We start from the raw sequence: 15,759 nt of genomic DNA on the forward strand, positions 1-15,759 counted from the left end.
CATTGATTCGACTAGACGTACAATCCGGCATGACCAATTGAACGATTTAGCATAATGAAAACATCGGGGCTCACCGAACTCGAAGCGGTTCTTTCCGTCGCGCGGCATCGCAGCTTTCGCGCGGCGGCGAATGAACTGAGCGTATCGACGTCCGCGCTGAGTCATGCGATCGCCGCGCTGGAGGCTCGCATCGGCGTGCGGCTCTTCAATCGCACGACCCGAAGCGTGTCGCTTTCCGAGGCCGGCGCGCAATTCGTGCAGAACATCGCGCCCGCGCTTTCGACGATTCGCGACGCGCTCGAACAGGCCGGCAGCTTTCGCGACACGCCATCGGGTACGTTGCGTATCAATACATCGGTGGGCGCGGCGCATCAGGCGATGCCGCTTTTCATCGCGTTCTTGAAGCGCTATCCGGACATGAAGCTCGATATCGTCACCGAAGGCCGGCTCATCGATATCGTCGTCGAAGGTTTCGATGCGGGCATTCGTCTGCTGGAAACCGTACCGCAAGACATGATCGCGGTGCCGTTCGGCGATCGCCAGCGCTTCGCCGTCGTCGGCAGTCCCGCGTACTTCGAACAGCACAAGCCGCCACGCACGCCTGCCGACCTAGCGACGCATCGCTGCATTCGAAGCCGCATGCCGAGCGGGTCGATCTATCAATGGGAATTCGAGCGGCATGGCGAATCCATACGCATCGATGGCGACGGCGCGCTGACGCTCGACGAACCGGGCATGATGCTGACTGCCGCGCGCGCGGGAATCGGTCTCGCGTATCTGACTGAATGGAATGTCGCCGCGGATCTCGAAGCAGGCGCGCTCGTGCGCGTGCTCGAAGATTGGACGCCGCCGCTCGACGGGCTATGTCTCTACTATCCCGGCCGTCGTCATGTGCCGGCGGGCTTGCGCGCATTGACGGACATGATCCGCGAGTATGCCGACACAAACGCAAAAAGCCCCGCGCTGAAAAAGAAGCGTCGACAGGTCAAATCAAAAGCATAACGCCGCCATCGGGTTCGTTTATCGAGGTGTTCCGAGAGGCGTGCGATCGTCGCTTGAAAAGCGCCAGTCCGACACTGTGACTGCAAGGCTTGCTGCATTTCCAAACAACATCTGCGGATCATCGAGCATTTGCCGCCGCTGCGCCTCCGAGCAGCAAGCCTTGGTCGCTCAGAACGTTGAGAGTCTTCTGATGTGTTCACGTCGGCGAGCACTGTCGTTAGAGCCACGTGTCGGCACGCCGTCGAAAGGCACGACGAACACGCAAGGCCTCTCAAAAGCACGCAGTTGCGGCCCGGTTACCACGCGTCGCGGGGACCCGTAATTCTCATGACCCGAGCAGCGAAAAAGGTGTCGATCGAAACACAAAACAGAACGGACGTCTTGTAGATCGCGGCCACTGAGGCACGCGTGCGAACGCATGGGGATATCGCGTTTCCCTTGGAAACTCGCAAACCATGAAAGCTGATGAGTGGCCTGCACCGAATTCGACGTCACTCGCTGCACGCCCCTTTGGTCAGGCAGCGTCACGGACTTTGAGGTTATTACCCACCGTTGAAAGCCAGATCTGTGCGCATCCTCCGCCATCAGGAAAACGCGCTAACGGCGCCTTATGTTGATCAAACATTCAAGATTGATCAACGCAGGGAAGCGCCATATAGTCGTCTCAAGATCACAAGAAAGAACTAGCCAGTGGAGACGCGAACGTGAGCGAGAACGAGAACCCCGAAATAGGACAGCCCATCCTCGTGCGAGGAATCCGGACGAATTACCATGACGTCGGAAGCGGCAAACCGGTCTTGCTGATCCATGGCTCCGGTCCGGGCGTCACCGCGTGGGCCAACTGGCGAGGCACCATCCCGGCGCTCGCCCGGCATGGCCGCGTACTCGCGCCGGATATGGCGGGCTTCGGCTACACGGACCGGTTGGAAGACGGCATTTACGGACTCGATCGATGGATCGACCATGTTTTCGGCTTCCTCGATGCACTCAACATAACGTCAGCCAGCATCGTCGGGAATTCGTTCGGTGGCGCGCTGGCGCTCGCGATGGCCGCGCGTCGGCCAGAGCGAGTCGAACGGCTGGTACTCATGGGAAGCGTGGGCGTCTCGTTCCCGATCACAGAAGGACTCGACGCCGTCTGGGGCTACACGCCCTCGCTCAAAAACATGCAACGCATCATGCAGTACTTCGCATTCGATCAGTCCCGCCTTACCCCGGCGCTCGCCAGCATGCGATACGAGGCGAGCATTCGCCCCGGTTGCAGCGAAGCCTTCGCACAGATGTTCCCGGCGCCGCGACAGCGGTGGGTCGAAGCGATGGCGACGGCCGTTGAGGACATCCGGGCTCTTTCACACGAAACGCTCATCGTGCATGGCCGCGACGATCAGGTCATTCCGCCCGCAACCTCCCTCGCCTTACACGAGCTCATTGAAAAGTCTCAACTGCATATGTTCGGCCGCTGTGGTCACTGGACACAGATCGAACAGGCGGAGCGCTTCAATCGGCTTGTCGTCGAGTTTCTCTTCAACGAATTGAAAGATTCGTGACCCAAACAAAGATCGGCTCCGCGCCGCGATAGCGGCCGGATCATGAGCAAGCCGCGGAAAGGAGACATCGTGATCGAATTGAAAGATGTGGCATACGTGCGTCTTGGCACGCGCGATCTGGGAAGCGCGACCCGTTACGCGACTGAGGTCTTAGGGCTCCAAATTGCACGGCGTGGAGAGAAGAACGTCTATCTGCGCTCGGATGACCGGGATCATACACTTGTGTTCTCGGAAGGTGACCCCGCTCGACAGATTAGCGGCTTCGAGGTCCCAACACCCGAAGCGCTCGATCATGCGGCACAAGTGCTCGACGACGCCGGAATCGCGTTCACGCGCGGCAGCGCGGCCGAGGCCGAGGAGCGTTGCGTGCGTGACTTCATCAGCTTTGCCGACCCCAGTGGCAACAATATTGATCTGGTGGTGTCGCCGCACCATCGCGGACAGCGCTACTACGGTATGCGCGACGCGGGCATCACCGGCTTCAGCCATATCGGCCTGTGCACGACGGACGCGAAGCGCGACGAAAAGTTCTGGACCGAGGTACTCGGCGCCCGCGTGAGCGATCGAATCGGCGATGCAGCCCTGCTGCGCATCGATCCTGTGCATCACAAGGTTGCGTTGCTGCCGTCGCCGCACGCCGGCGTACAGCACATCAATCACCAGGTGGAGAGCATCGACGACATCATGCGGGCTTGGTACATCCTGAAGGAGAAGAACATTCGGATTCGCTTCGGGCCGGGACGACACCCGACTTCCGGCGCGATGTTCCTGTACTTCGAGGGACCCGACGGCATGGTCTACGAGTATTCGAGCGGCGTTCGCGTGTTCAGCGAGGAGGAGCATCTCACGCATCTTCCGCGACAGTTCCCGTTCGAGCCAAGTTCCTTCTGCATGTGGGGTTCGAAGCCAGAAGTGCTGGAGTTCGGCTCATGAACACGATCGAAGCGTCACCTGCGCAGCAGGTCACCGTGCGAATGGCGGCACGTGCATTGGGGCGCGCGGGACTGGTCCATGCCTACGGGCATTGCAGTTTGCGCCTGAATCACGACTATCTGCTCGTGTGCGCGCCGATGCCGCCGGGACTAATCCGACGTGAGGCCGGCGTGGTCGTACCGATCCGCGGCGAATTGCCCGATGGCGTGCTGGGTGAAGTACGGATCCATCAGCAAATATATGCAAGAAGGGATGACGTGGGCGCCGTCGCACGCAGCATGCCTCCTTCAGTGATGAGTCTCTCGACCGCCGGCATCACGCCGGTCCCGCGTCATGGACCGGGCACCTATTTCGCGCCGTCTGCGCCGCTATGGGACGACGTGCAGCTGGTTCGCTCGACGCCGCAGGCCGAAGGCGTCGCCGAGACCCTTGGCCACGCGCGCGCAGTCGTCATGCGCGGCAATGGTGCAGTCGTCGTGGGTGCCTCCCTGGAAGAGGCGGTTGCCTATACGTGGTTTCTCGAAGAAGCTGCACGGGTCGAATGTGACATTCGTGCAATGCGCCTTGATAACACGTCCGCGATGAGCGCGGAAGACGCGGCGCGACGTGCGACGACAGCGGGACGCGTCATCGAGCGAATGTGGGACTACCTCAGCGCCGGAGACCTCGAGCTTGAGGGTTCGCATACCTAACCGATAATCAGAATCAGGAGAAAACATGGAGTCGATGCAGATCGGCACGGTTGCGCACGCGCTATTCGCCGCCCTAGAGGAATGTGAGCCGATCGCACCGCTCACGATGGCCGAGCCTGGCATGACCATCGCCGATGCCTACGAGATTCAACGCCGCATGGTCGCCACGCGTCTGGCGAAGCGACGCGAACGCATCGTCGGCAAGAAGATCGGAATCACGAGCGAAGCCGTGATGAACATGCTCGATGTGCGGCAGCCGGATTTCGGGCAGCTCACCTCCGGCATGCAGTACGCCAACGGCGCGACGATTCCGCTGTCGCAATTCATTGCGCCGCGCGCCGAAGGGGAAATCGCGTTTCTGATACGAAAGGACTTGAGCGGACCCGGCCTCACCGCGAAGGACGTGCTCGACGCAACCGAGTGGGTCATGCCTTGTTTCGAGATCGTTGACTCACGCATCCGCGACTGGAGGATCCGCATTCAGGACACGGTCGCCGACAACGCCTCGTCGGGCGCCTTCGTGATTGGCGAGGGGCGGGCCGATCCTCGCGCGCTCGACCTCGCAGGAATCACGATGAGGTTCTCGTGCAACGGCGAAATCATCGGCACTGGCCAGGGTTCTGCCGCGCTGGGGCATCCGCTTAATGCAGTCGTCTGGCTCGCCAATCAACTCGGCGAGTTCCGAATGCCGTTGCGGGCGGGCGAGATCATCTTGTCCGGTGCGCTTTCGGCTATGTTGCCGGCGCGCGCCGGAGACCACATGCGTGTCGAGTTCGACGGTTTGGGCCACGCGGACGTCGCTTTCGCATGACGCGTGCTCATCACGCGTACGAATCAAACAGGACCAGAGGAAACGACAATGGATTCGAAAGAGGCCAATAGGCCACTCAAGGCGGCGATCATCGGTTCCGGGAACATCGGTACGGATCTGCTGGTGAAGATACTGCGTCACGGGCGCAACGTGCAAGCCGCGATCATGGTCGGCATCGATTCAGCTTCCGATGGCCTTGCGAGAGCACGGCGGCTGGGCCTGCAAACTTGCGACAGTGGCGTGGACGGCTTGTTGTCGATGTCGGAGTTTGCCGATATTGACATGGTGTTCGATGCCACGTCCGCAGCGGCGCACGTACGCAACGACGCCCTACTGCGCGCAGCAAAACCCGGCATTCGCTTGATCGATCTGACGCCCGCCGCGATCGGACCGTATTGCGTACCGGTGGTGAACCTGGACATGCATCGCGACGTCCACAACCTCAACATGGTGACGTGTGGTGGTCAGGCGACCATTCCGGTCGTCGCAGCGGTGTCGAGCGTCACGCGTGTTCATTACGCCGAGATTGTCGCGTCGATTTCGAGCCGTTCGGCGGGACCTGGAACGCGCGCGAACATCGACGAGTTCACCGAAACCACGTCGCGTGCGCTGGAAACGGTCGGCGGCGCTGCACGCGGCAAGGCGATCATCGTGCTCAATCCCGCCGAGCCACCCTTGCTCATGCGCGATACGGTGTTCACGCTCTCCGAAGACGCTGACGAAAGCGCCGTCGAAACAGCGATCGCCGACATGGTCGAATCCGTGCGTGCATACGTGCCCGGCTATCGGCTCAAGCAGCGCGTCCAGTTTGAGCGCATTCCTTCTAGCCGTCCGGTCGAAGTGCCGGGACTCGGTCTGCGCAGCGGGCTCAAGACCTCTGTCTTTCTGGAGGTGGAAGGGGCGGCCCACTATCTCCCTGCCTACGCGGGCAATCTGGACATTATGACGTCGGCGGCGCTTGCAGCGGCCGAGGCCATCGCGGCGCGGCTGCCCGTTTCGGGGCAAGACGCGTTCGATGACACCTTCGCGGGGATCCAATGAAGCAAAAGCTCTATATCTCGGATGTCACGTTGCGCGACGGCGCGCACGCGATTAGGCATCGCTACAGCCTGGATCAGGTGCGGCGCATCGCGCGTGCGCTCGACGAAGCGCGCGTTGATTCGATCGAGGTGGCTCATGGGGACGGTCTACAAGGCTCGTCCTTCAACTATGGCTTCGGCGCGCACACAGATGCCGAATGGATCGCCGCCGTCGCCGAAGTCGTCCAGCATGCGCGTGTGGCGACCTTGCTGCTACCGGGGATCGGCACTGTGCACGATTTGCGCGAGGCCTACGATGCCGGTGCGCGCGTGGTGCGCGTGGCCACGCATTGCACAGAGGCGGACGTGTCGAAACAGCATATCGAGGCGGCGCGCAATCTCGGCATGGATACGGTCGGTTTTCTTATGATGAGCCACATGGCGTCGCCGGAGGTCCTCGCGGAGCAGGCGCGTCTGATGGAAGGCTACGGGGCGACCTGCGTCTATGTCGTGGATTCCGGCGGCGCATTGACGATGAACGACACACGCGATCGCGTTCGCGCGCTTAAGGATGTGCTTCACGCAAGCACCGAAACGGGCATTCACGCGCATCACAACCTGAGCCTCGGCGTCGCAAATTCGATCATCGCTGTAGAAGAAGGCTGCAACCGCGTCGATGCAAGTCTCGCGGGAATGGGGGCGGGCGCGGGCAACGCGCCGCTGGAAGTCTTCATTGCGGCGGCGAACCGACTTGGCTGGTTGCACGACTGCGACCTGTACCGCCTGATGGATGCGGCGGATGACATCGTGCGGCCGTTACAGGAACGACCGGTACGCGTGGATCGCGAAACGCTCGCGCTCGGCTATGCAGGCGTTTACTCGAGCTTCCTGCGGCATGCCGAACGCGCGGCACAGCACTATGGCCTCAAGACCGTCGACATTCTCGTCGAGTTGGGCCGGCGCCGGATGGTCGGCGGTCAGGAGGACATGATTGTCGATGCAGCGCTCGATCTGTTGTCGAGGTCCGCCGAAGACGCGAGCACCCATTAACGCCGATTGAAGGATAAGCCGGAGGCAACATGGAAAAAGGATGTACGCATTTCGAGGGCGGCAGTGCCGGAAGCCCCGTGCGTTTTGTGCGTAACGCGCAATCGGTCGATGCCGCGACGCTGCGCCAGCTAGTGCAGCCCGGTCGTGTCCACTCGGCCGTCTATACCTCGCCCGATATCTTCGAGGCGGAAATTGAGCGCATTTTCCATGGTTCGTGGCTTTATGTGGGTCACGCCAGCGAAGTGCCACAAAAAGGTGACTACCGGGTACGGCGCCTTGGACGCCAGCCGGTCATCATGGTGCGCGGTCATGACGATGTCGTGCGTGTCCTGATGAACCGCTGCCGGCATCGGGGCGCGGCCGTCTGCGAGCAGGAAGCGGGACGTGAGAAGGTCTTTCGCTGCTGGTTCCATGGCTGGACCTATGACAATACCGGCAAGCTCATCAATGTGACCGACCCGGCCGGCTATGGCGACGACTTCCCCATGGAAGAGTATTCGCTCACAAGCGCACCGCGCGTCGAGATTTATCGGGACTTCGTGTTCGCCTCGCTGTCGCCGGAGGTCGGCTCGCTTGCCGAGTATCTCGGGCCGGCCGCGCAGATGATCGACCTGCTTGTCGATGCATCACCGACGCGCCAGATCAAACTGTCGGCAGGCGTGCACAAGACCGTCTACAACGGCAACTGGAAGATGGTCGGCATGGACGGCTATCACCCGCATTACGTGCACGCGTCTGTCGTGTCGATGTGGCAGCGTCAGGCGGACAGCGGCATCGGTGCCACGCATCGTGCCGACCCGTTCGATGGCAAGGCAAAGACCTACACGCGGGATCTCGGAAACGGTCATGCGATGCTCGACATGCGCGAGCACCGCGTCGAGCACTACGCTGACTATGAAGCCTATCTCAAGGGCGTGCAGGGCGGCGCGGAATATATCGAGGCGCTCGCCGCGCGCGACGGCGCCGAGCAATCCAAGTTGCTCGTCGCGATCGCCGGCGATCCGCATATCGGCGTGTTCCCGAATATGCAGATCATCAATAACCAGGTCCGCATCATGATACCGCTGGAACCGGGACGCACCGAAGTGTTGATGTTCCCGGTGCTGTTCGACGGCGTGGACGATGCGATCAATACAATGCGCCTGCGTCAGCACGAGTCCTTCTATGGACCGGCGGGGGCGGGCTCGCCTGACGACGCCGAGATTTTCGAGCGGGCGCAGCGCGGGATGAACGCGCAGGTCAATCCGTGGATCGACATTTCCCGCGGCATGACACGTGAGCAGACCCACGCCGACGGCACCATCACCGGACACATCTCCGATGAGGTACCGCAGCGGGGGCAGATGCGCTACTGGCTGGAACTCATGACCAAGGGAGCCGAACTTGAATAACGTCGTTCATCCTCAATGGCTCTCGTCGGAAGTGGGTGTTTCGCCGATCGAGCGGGCTTCGCAGTTTCTCTATCACGAGGCCGCGTTGATGGACGCGCACCGCTTCGAAGACTGGCTCGCACTGTGGCACGCAGACGGCTTCTATTGGGTGCCATGCAATACCGAAGACCTCGAACCGGACAAATCGATCTCGCTCATCTACGAAAGCCGGCGGCAGCTCGACGATCGTATCTTTCGGCTAAAGGGTCGTCATGCTCATGCGCAGAGTCCGCGCTCGAGATTGCTGCGCGTCGTATCGAACGTGACTATCGAAAGCGCGAGCGAGGAGGCCTTGATTGTGCATTCGAACTTCGTGCTCGGCGAGGTGCGAAGCGATCGCCAGGAGACCCTGTTCGGACGCTGCCGCCATGTGCTGGCACTGGACGAAGGCGCAATGCTGATTCGCGAGAAAAAGGTTTTTCTGCTGAACAACGACACGCCGATGAACAACCTCACATTCTTGATCTGAGGCCGACATGGAAGCACACGCGATGGAAAGCAGAACATCGAGCGACACAAGCGGATGGACGCCTCTCTGCCCGTTCGACGACGTGACCGATGGTGACGGCCTTCAGGTGAAGTTCGGCGAGAGGACGCTCGCGGTATGGCGCGTGGACGATCTCGCCTTCGTCACGGACGACACCTGCACTCATGGCGATGCATCGCTCGTGTTGACCGGCATGCTCGACGGTTTTTCGATCGTCTGCGGATTGCATCAGGGTGAGTTCGATATTCGCACTGGGGAAGTCCGCGCGGCACCGTGCAGCAAACCGATACGCAGTTACGCCGCTATAGTGCGCGATGGCGTCGTGCTCGCGCGACTCGCCGACTGACGATGACTGAAAGGGCGCAGAAATGATAGAGACAACAACGCCTGCGGCTTCGCTGCCGATCATCGCAGTGATGGTCGGTGACCCGGCAGGCATCGGTCCGGAGGTCGCGGTGAAGGCGGCGTCGGACGCATCGGTGCGCGCGGTATGCCGTCCCATGCTGATCGGTGATATCGCGTCAATCCAGGCTGCCGCCCGAGCGGTGCCACTCGGCGATGAGGCCGAAGTCATGGAGTCGTACGACGAGGAAGCTTTCGCGTCGGGGCGCATCGTGGTGCTGGATCCGCTCGATCTTGCGCCGCACGAGTATGTCACGGGCCAGCCTTCCGCCGCGGCGGGACGAGCCGTCGTCCGCTGGATGGCGCTCGCGGACCGGATCGCGCATGACGGACTGATCGGCGGATGGATCATGGGGCCGATCGATTCGACGTCGCTCAAGCTCGCGGGGGAAGTGGCAAGCATCGACGAACTCCAGCCCGAGCATACCTTCATGTTTCGCATGAGCGGCAGACTGCGCGTGGTGCCGTTGACGGAGCACATCCCGCTGCGCGACGTGCCCGCCACCGTGACTTTCGATGCGGTGCTCAACCTGGTCACGCTGGTCAATGAGCGTTTGAAGGACTGGGGAATCGAGGCGCCGCGCATCGGCGTTGCGGGACTCAACCCGCACGCCATGTTCGAGGAGGAAGAGCGAATCATCGGTCCTGCGGTCGAACAAGCCAGAGCGCAGGGTATCGACGTGCGGGGGCCTGTTTCGCCCGACTCGGTATTTCGTCATGGACTCGACGGGCGCTATGACGCGGTCGTCAGCATGTATCACGACCAGGGGCAGATCGCACTAAAGTCGGCTGCGTTCGAAGGGGCCTGCACGCTCTATCTTGGGGTGCCCTACGTGCGCGCGACCGTTCCTCACGGGACTGCAATGGGTATCGCGGGACGGAACCTGGCGCAGCATCACAGCATGGTCGCCGCGTTGAGGACGGCGGCGGCGCTTGCCACGAAGCGCGGCTTCCTGAACGAACAATAAGGAGTCGGCGGCATGGCGTACCACTCAACCAATCCGTTACTTTCACGCGTGGTGATCGTCGGAGCGGGGCAGGCCGCCGCGGCAGTGGCGAAGACCTTGCGTGCGGAGGGACATCGCGGCGAGATTATGATGCTCGGCGCTGAACGCGTGGGTCCGTATGAGCGGCCGCCCTTGTCGAAAGCGTGGCTGAGCGCGGAAAACGTGCCCGAAATAGCCGCTCTGCTCGAAAAGTCTGAAGCGGGGCAGTCCGATGTCGACTTGCGGACCGGGGTGAACGTTACGCGGATCGACCGCCCCTCATGCACCGTGCACGTCGACGATGGATCGGAGATTTGCTTCGATCGTCTCGTGATCGCAACGGGCGGACGCGCCCGGCGGCTGGCGGTGCCTGGCGACGCGAGCGACCAGATCGCCTATCTGCGTACGATCGACGACGCTCTGCATATCCGCCGCGGATTGAAAGCAGGCAAGCGGCTGCTGCTCATCGGGGGCGGATGGATCGGATTGGAAACCGCGTGCAGCGCCCGGAAGCTGGGCGTCGACGTGGTGCTGGTCGAAGCGGCGCAGCGGTTATGCGAACGGACCGTCCCGGCGATCGTGGGTGAGCGTCTGCTCGGGATTCAGCGTTCGCTTGGCGTCGACGTGCGCCTTGGCGCCGGCATCGAGCAACTGTCGAAGCTGCCCGGCGGACGTTATGCCGCTTCGCTATCGGGCGTTCGCGAAGAATTCGACCTGGTGGTTGCGGGGGTGGGCATGGTGGCGAACGACGAACTCGCGGCTGAAGCAGGTCTCCCTTGTGCGGGCGGCGTGTTATGCGACGTTGAAGGCCGCACGGTCGATCCCCACGTGTTCGCGTGCGGCGATGTGGCGTCGTTCGAGCATCCTTCCGGACCCATCGGGATGCGGCGGCTGGAGTCGTGGGACAACGCGCAGCAGCAGGGTGCGGCGTGTGCCCGCGCCATCCTCGGCAAGCGGGCGGCGGCGCATCCGTTGCCTTGGTTCTGGTCCGATCAGGGCGACGTGAATATCCAGATCCTCGGCTTCCCGAATGCGACGGCCACACCGGTCGTGCGGGAAGGCGACGGCAAGGCGACGTTGGTCTGGCTGGAGGAGCACGCAGCGGACGAGCCCGCGCAAATCGTCGCGGCGGTATGCATCAACGCGCCCGCCGACATGCCGATACTGCGCCGCATGTGGCAGAAGGGCGTGCGCGTCGACCGAAAGACGCTCGCCGTGCAGGAGGTCAGTCTCAAGAGCCTTCTGCAGCGGTCCGCGGGCGCCGCGAGGAATGGAGGTGCGAACACTTAGAAGCGCATCAGGCATCGGACTTTTGCATTCACATCGACAGAGCACATCAGAGCGGGGCGGTACCAGTCGTGCGGCTGACCGTCCACGCCAAAAGGAGACAGGCGTGAAAGCTTTTGAAACCTCGCAGGAGTGGCACGGCGCAGTCACGAGCACGGAATCCGCTTCCGGCGCGAACACAACGGAATCGGGATCACGACGACTGTTCTTTGCCAGCTTTCTCGGCACAATGGTCGAGTGGTACGACTTTTTTCTTTACGGCTTTATCGCGCCGCTCGTTTTTGAAGAGTTGTTCTTCCCGAAGCTGAACGCACTTAGCGGCACCATCGCCGTGTATGCGACCTTCGCCGTTGGCTATGCGAGCCGGCCCCTCGGGGGACTCGTGTTCGGTCATTTCGGTGACAAAATCGGCCGCAAATCAATGATGCTCGTCACACTGCTGATGATGGGTATCGGTACTGCGGCCATCGGGCTCTTGCCGAGCGTCGCGCAAATCGGCATGACCGCGACCTGTCTGCTCGTCGCGCTGCGCTTCGTCCAGGGCTTCGCGCTAGGGGGTGAGTCGGCTGCTGCCAGCCTGATGGTGCTCGAGAGCGCGCAACAACGTCGCCGGGGCCTGCTTGGGGCAGCGCTTCAGGCGGCAGGACCGCTGGGCGTGCTGCTGGCCTCGCTGGCGGTATTCGTCGTGTCGCGTCTGCCGCACGACGCCTTGCTTGCCTGGGGCTGGCGCGTGCCGTTCCTTGTGAGCGCCGTGCTGGTGGTGATCGGTCTGTATATCCGTTTGCGAGTCGAGGAAACGGTCGCGTTCCGCAAGCAGCAGAGTAAGCACGAACTAACCCGCATCCCGGCGTGGGAAACGTTGCGCAGCTACAAGTGGCCTGTCTTCGTCGTGCTGGTAGTCAGCATCATGGAGAGCACGTTCTACTATCTGACCGGCGTCTATTCCATCTCCTACGTCACCAAGACGCTTCATATGCCGGGGTCGGTCGCGATCGGCGCGATCGCCTGTGCTAACGCTTTTGCCCTCGTGTCGGTACCGCTCTATGGCGCGCTCTCCGACCGCCTCGGGCGCAAGGGCGTGTATTTGCTCGGCATCGTGGCGTCGGCGATTTACCTGAACTTCTTCTTTACGATGCTCGACGGCCGTTCGGCGATGGTCGTGGTGCTCGCCGTCGTGGCAGCGGTCGGCGTGATTCATGCACCGATGTACGCCATGTTCGGCAGCTTCTATGGCGAACTGTTTCCCACGCGAGTGCGGTTCACGGGCTTCTCGATGGGCAAGGCGTTCGGCACGGTGCTCGGCGGCGGCATCGCGCCGATGATCGCGGCCTCGCTCGCCGCGCGCAATCACGGAGACCCCTCCGCTATCGGTCTCTACTATCTCTGCCTCGCCTTCGTCGCGCTGTGCGTGGTGCTGCGCGTGCGCGAAACGCGGCACGACGACATCACCGTCTAGCAACCCTCGTTTCTCACGTAGCCATTGGACGAGCGTCGTGTGCCTCGCTGGAGGCGCACCCGGCGCGGCTTTTGTTCGTCTCTCACTCTCTAAAAACATCATCATGAAGAAGAACAGGCTTCTCCTGGGCGTGCTTGCGTTCGGCGCCGGCGCCGCACACGCGGACAGCAGCGTGACGCTCTATGGCCTCATCGGTACTGGGCCCGCGTACGTCAACAATGTAAAGGGCAGTCATTTGTTCGAATCCGCAAGCGGCCTGATTCAGGGTAATCGTTTCGGTTTGAAGGGGCGCGAGGATCTCGGCGGAGGCATGTCGGCCATCTTCACCCTGGAGAATGGCTTCGACGGCAACACCGGTGCGCTGGGGCAAGGCGGGCGCATGTTCGGACGGCAGGCATTCGTGGGTCTTGCCACGGAACGATACGGCAAGCTGACCTTGGGTCGTCAGTACGATACCAAGTACGATTTCATGGCCGATACGGGCGCGGCAAAACTGTTCGGCGGCAATGGCGCGCATGTATCCGATAACGACAACCTGTTCGGCACCGTGCGCTTCCAGAACTCGGTCAAGTACACGAGCCCGAGCTGGGGCGGCTTCAGCTTCGCTGCCATGTATGCGATGAGCAACGCTGCGGGCGACTTCGCGAATAATCGCGCCTACAGCGCGACGGCGGCATATCGCAATGGTAGCCTGAAGCTTGCGGTCGGTTATCTGCAGATGAACCACCCCAATGCGACAGACAATCCCAACGGCGCCGCCGGTAGCGACTATCCAGCACCGTTCAGTCTGTTCAAGACTAGCGCATTAGGAACGCGAACCGCGCCGGTGGACGAGCAGCAGGTGATTGCCGCAACGGCCTCGTATGCCATCGGGCCGACGCAGGACAATCTCGTGTACTCGCACGCCAAATACCGCTATTTCGACGGTAGCCATCTACGACTCGACAATGCAGAATTGAACGGAACCTGGCACATCACGCCAGACTTCTATACCGGCCTCGGCTACATGTTCACCTTCGGTCACTATGAGGAACTGAATCAGTCGCCGAAGTGGCATCAGGTCGATCTGGGGATCGACTATCTGCTATCGAAACGCACGGATCTGTACGCCTTCGCGATTTATCAGCGCGCGGTCGGCTCGGCGAGCAATGCCGCCATTTTCTTCATGCAGCCGTCGAGCACCAGGTCCCAGGTGGAAGTGTCATTCGGCATTCGCCATCTGTTCTGACGAAGGCGTTCGCGGTCGGCTCACTTGCGGTTGGAAGCAGATGAGCCGACGAACTGCGCGCGCGGACGAAGGACACTTCCGTACATGCGCTGTTCCTGCACGTGGGCGAGCCATCCGGCCACGCGCGCGAGCGCGGAGATTGCGCCGCTCGTGCGTCGCGGCAGACCCATGGCCCGAGTCAGCACCACGGTGCCGAATTCTTGACGCGGAAGCAAGCCGTGCTCCTTGGCGATCTGGTCGACGAACTGGTAGATCGCGTTCATCTGGCGGCTGTTGTCGGTCCGACGGCGTGCGAGATCGAGCATGTAGCGGGCGCGCGGATCGCCTCTGGGGTAGATCGGATGCCCAAAACCGGGAACTGCGACGCCGCGTTCGAGCAGCGTATTGGCGCGGCGCATCAGTGCTTGCATCGTGCTGGCGCTGTCGAAGAATTCCTCGACGCGGTCGTACAACTGGCCGGTCAGCGAACCCGTGCTCGCAGCGATGCCGGATACCACGCAACGGTGCAGCGTGCAGCCCGTCGATGCCGACACGCGGGCTGCGACCGTGGCGGGTGAAAGTTCGTGATCGGCGAGGAGAATCAGTAACGCTTCGATCGACTCGCGGTTGATCTCGGTCGATTCGACCGCCAGCGAAGAGAGGATGCCTTGCGCCACCGACTGACCGGTCTCCATCGGCTTGAAGTGGCTGCGGGGCGACATCAGTCCGCAACATCCGACCAGCGTCTGGATGATATCGATCCCGGCGGATGCCATGTCAAGGTCGGCCGGCTCGACCGCCGCCTTCCTGCCACGGCGCAGTGATGGCTGCATGCCGCCGCCGAGGTGCAGCGTAACGATGGAGAACATGTCGAGAAGATTGCCGGGTTGCATGCGCCACGATGCTTCGATGAGCGTGCTGAGTTCGGCCCATGGCTTTCGCTTCGGCCATTCGAGTTCGACGATGCTATCGTTGAGCATTCCAGTCCAAAGCAACTGTGCGACGGCCTCAAATGGAAGTCGTGCACGCGCCAAATCGGTCGCCAGCCTGCCTCGATAGCGCGGCCCTTCGGGCGTGATCTCGGTCACCGAAGTAGGGATGATCGGCTCGCCGAAATTCATGGCCGATGCCGCGACCGCGCCGTGCCCGTGCCGCGCGAGTGAACGCGATTCGAGACGCCTCAGGTCGTCGCGCCAGTAGAGCCGTCCTTTGTGTCCCGCCTGTCCGATGCTACGGATCAGACCGCGGCTCACGTAGGCATACAGCGTCTGTTGCCGTACGTTCAGGATCTTCATTGCTTCGGCCGCGGTCACATAGTCCGCGTGGTCGGACTGCGCCGCCGAGGGCGCGTCTTTCGTTTTCCGAAGTACAGGACCATTCGTGATGATGTCGGACACGTTGATTTACTGTCGATATGGATCAATACGAACTCTACGGCGAGACGTGCACA

15 protein-coding genes are annotated in these 15,759 nt (G+C 61.8%); 14 read left to right on the forward strand and 1 reads right to left on the reverse strand.

The annotated features are described in order from the left end of the window. Positions 1 to 54 precede the first annotated feature (54 nt). The 14 genes from LDZ23_RS29830 (at position 55) to LDZ23_RS29895 (ending at position 14,330) form a co-directional block, all read left to right on the forward strand. Positions 55 to 1,002 carry a LysR family transcriptional regulator gene (locus LDZ23_RS29830; protein WP_244808600.1) on the forward strand — a complete coding sequence of 316 codons (948 nt, stop codon included), beginning with the start codon at positions 55 to 57 and terminating at the stop codon, positions 1,000 to 1,002. Positions 1,003 to 1,706: 704 nt separating this feature from the next. After that, the gene (locus LDZ23_RS29835; protein WP_244808601.1) at positions 1,707 to 2,549 is read left to right on the forward strand and encodes an alpha/beta fold hydrolase; all 843 of its coding nucleotides are present in this window, start codon (positions 1,707 to 1,709) and stop codon (positions 2,547 to 2,549) included. Between the two features lie 69 nt (positions 2,550 to 2,618). After that, positions 2,619 to 3,482, forward strand: a complete 864-nt coding sequence (locus tag LDZ23_RS29840; RefSeq protein WP_244808602.1) for a VOC family protein — start codon at positions 2,619 to 2,621, stop codon at positions 3,480 to 3,482. Continuing rightward, positions 3,479 to 4,174 carry a class II aldolase/adducin family protein gene (locus LDZ23_RS29845; RefSeq protein WP_244808603.1) on the forward strand — a complete coding sequence of 232 codons (696 nt, stop codon included), beginning with the start codon at positions 3,479 to 3,481 and terminating at the stop codon, positions 4,172 to 4,174. Before LDZ23_RS29840 ends, LDZ23_RS29845 begins: the two co-directional genes overlap by 4 nt. A 25-nt stretch (positions 4,175 to 4,199) precedes the next feature. Beyond that, positions 4,200 to 4,985, forward strand: a complete 786-nt coding sequence (locus tag LDZ23_RS29850; RefSeq protein WP_244808604.1) for a fumarylacetoacetate hydrolase family protein — start codon at positions 4,200 to 4,202, stop codon at positions 4,983 to 4,985. A gap of 48 nt (positions 4,986 to 5,033) precedes the next feature. Further along, positions 5,034 to 6,026, forward strand: a complete 993-nt coding sequence (locus tag LDZ23_RS29855) for an acetaldehyde dehydrogenase (acetylating) (protein ID WP_244808605.1) — start codon at positions 5,034 to 5,036, stop codon at positions 6,024 to 6,026. After that, positions 6,023 to 7,054 (forward strand): 4-hydroxy-2-oxovalerate aldolase, encoded by a 1,032-nt coding sequence (dmpG, locus tag LDZ23_RS29860; RefSeq protein ID WP_244808606.1) that lies wholly within the window; start codon positions 6,023 to 6,025, stop codon positions 7,052 to 7,054. The genes LDZ23_RS29855 and dmpG overlap by 4 nt, the downstream gene beginning before the upstream one ends. 29 nt (positions 7,055 to 7,083) lie before the next feature. Then, positions 7,084 to 8,445 (forward strand): aromatic ring-hydroxylating oxygenase subunit alpha, encoded by a 1,362-nt coding sequence (locus LDZ23_RS29865; RefSeq protein WP_244808607.1) that lies wholly within the window; start codon positions 7,084 to 7,086, stop codon positions 8,443 to 8,445. Further along, positions 8,438 to 8,953: an aromatic-ring-hydroxylating dioxygenase subunit beta gene (locus LDZ23_RS29870; RefSeq protein ID WP_244808608.1), complete on the forward strand. Its 516-nt coding sequence runs from the start codon at positions 8,438 to 8,440 to the stop codon at positions 8,951 to 8,953. The genes LDZ23_RS29865 and LDZ23_RS29870 overlap by 8 nt, the downstream gene beginning before the upstream one ends. Before the next feature lie 22 nt (positions 8,954 to 8,975). Continuing rightward, entirely contained in the window at positions 8,976 to 9,317 is a 342-nt protein-coding gene (locus tag LDZ23_RS29875; RefSeq protein ID WP_244808609.1) for a non-heme iron oxygenase ferredoxin subunit, read from the forward strand. A gap of 70 nt (positions 9,318 to 9,387) precedes the next feature. Continuing rightward, complete coding sequence (locus LDZ23_RS29880; RefSeq protein ID WP_244808844.1) at positions 9,388 to 10,341, forward strand: PdxA family dehydrogenase; 954 nt, start codon at positions 9,388 to 9,390, stop codon at positions 10,339 to 10,341. A 12-nt stretch (positions 10,342 to 10,353) separates the two neighbouring features. Then, on the forward strand, positions 10,354 to 11,649 hold the full coding sequence (locus LDZ23_RS29885; protein WP_032488745.1) for an NAD(P)/FAD-dependent oxidoreductase: 1,296 nt from the start codon (positions 10,354 to 10,356) through the stop codon (positions 11,647 to 11,649). Beyond that, positions 11,630 to 13,102: an MHS family MFS transporter gene (locus tag LDZ23_RS29890; RefSeq protein ID WP_244808610.1), complete on the forward strand. Its 1,473-nt coding sequence runs from the start codon at positions 11,630 to 11,632 to the stop codon at positions 13,100 to 13,102. The genes LDZ23_RS29885 and LDZ23_RS29890 overlap by 20 nt, the downstream gene beginning before the upstream one ends. Positions 13,103 to 13,205: 103 nt before the next feature. After that, positions 13,206 to 14,330 carry a porin gene (locus tag LDZ23_RS29895; RefSeq protein ID WP_244808611.1) on the forward strand — a complete coding sequence of 375 codons (1,125 nt, stop codon included), beginning with the start codon at positions 13,206 to 13,208 and terminating at the stop codon, positions 14,328 to 14,330. 20 nt (positions 14,331 to 14,350) lie between these two features. Here the strand turns inward: LDZ23_RS29895 and LDZ23_RS29900 are convergent, their stop codons facing one another. Continuing rightward, positions 14,351 to 15,706, reverse strand: coding sequence for a citrate synthase (locus tag LDZ23_RS29900; RefSeq protein ID WP_244808612.1), 1,356 nt, complete (start codon positions 15,704 to 15,706; stop codon positions 14,351 to 14,353). Between the last annotated feature and the right edge of the window lie 53 nt (positions 15,707 to 15,759).

The organism is Caballeronia zhejiangensis (genome assembly GCF_022879815.1).
Classification (GTDB): Bacteria; Pseudomonadota; Gammaproteobacteria; order Burkholderiales; family Burkholderiaceae; genus Caballeronia; species Caballeronia zhejiangensis.

Coding starts and splice junctions, on each gene's coding strand:
- LDZ23_RS29830 (WP_244808600.1), top strand. CDS start 55: ATGAAAACATCGGGGCTCACCGAACTCGAAGCGGTTCTTTCCGTCGCG.
- LDZ23_RS29845 (WP_244808603.1), top strand. CDS start 3,479: ATGAACACGATCGAAGCGTCACCTGCGCAGCAGGTCACCGTGCGAATG.
- LDZ23_RS29850 (WP_244808604.1), top strand. CDS start 4,200: ATGGAGTCGATGCAGATCGGCACGGTTGCGCACGCGCTATTCGCCGCC.
- LDZ23_RS29855 (WP_244808605.1), top strand. CDS start 5,034: ATGGATTCGAAAGAGGCCAATAGGCCACTCAAGGCGGCGATCATCGGT.
- dmpG (WP_244808606.1), top strand. CDS start 6,023: ATGAAGCAAAAGCTCTATATCTCGGATGTCACGTTGCGCGACGGCGCG.
- LDZ23_RS29865 (WP_244808607.1), top strand. CDS start 7,084: ATGGAAAAAGGATGTACGCATTTCGAGGGCGGCAGTGCCGGAAGCCCC.
- LDZ23_RS29875 (WP_244808609.1), top strand. CDS start 8,976: ATGGAAAGCAGAACATCGAGCGACACAAGCGGATGGACGCCTCTCTGC.
- LDZ23_RS29880 (WP_244808844.1), top strand. CDS start 9,388: ATGGTCGGTGACCCGGCAGGCATCGGTCCGGAGGTCGCGGTGAAGGCG.
- LDZ23_RS29885 (WP_032488745.1), top strand. CDS start 10,354: ATGGCGTACCACTCAACCAATCCGTTACTTTCACGCGTGGTGATCGTC.
- LDZ23_RS29890 (WP_244808610.1), top strand. CDS start 11,630: ATGGAGGTGCGAACACTTAGAAGCGCATCAGGCATCGGACTTTTGCAT.
- LDZ23_RS29895 (WP_244808611.1), top strand. CDS start 13,206: ATGAAGAAGAACAGGCTTCTCCTGGGCGTGCTTGCGTTCGGCGCCGGC.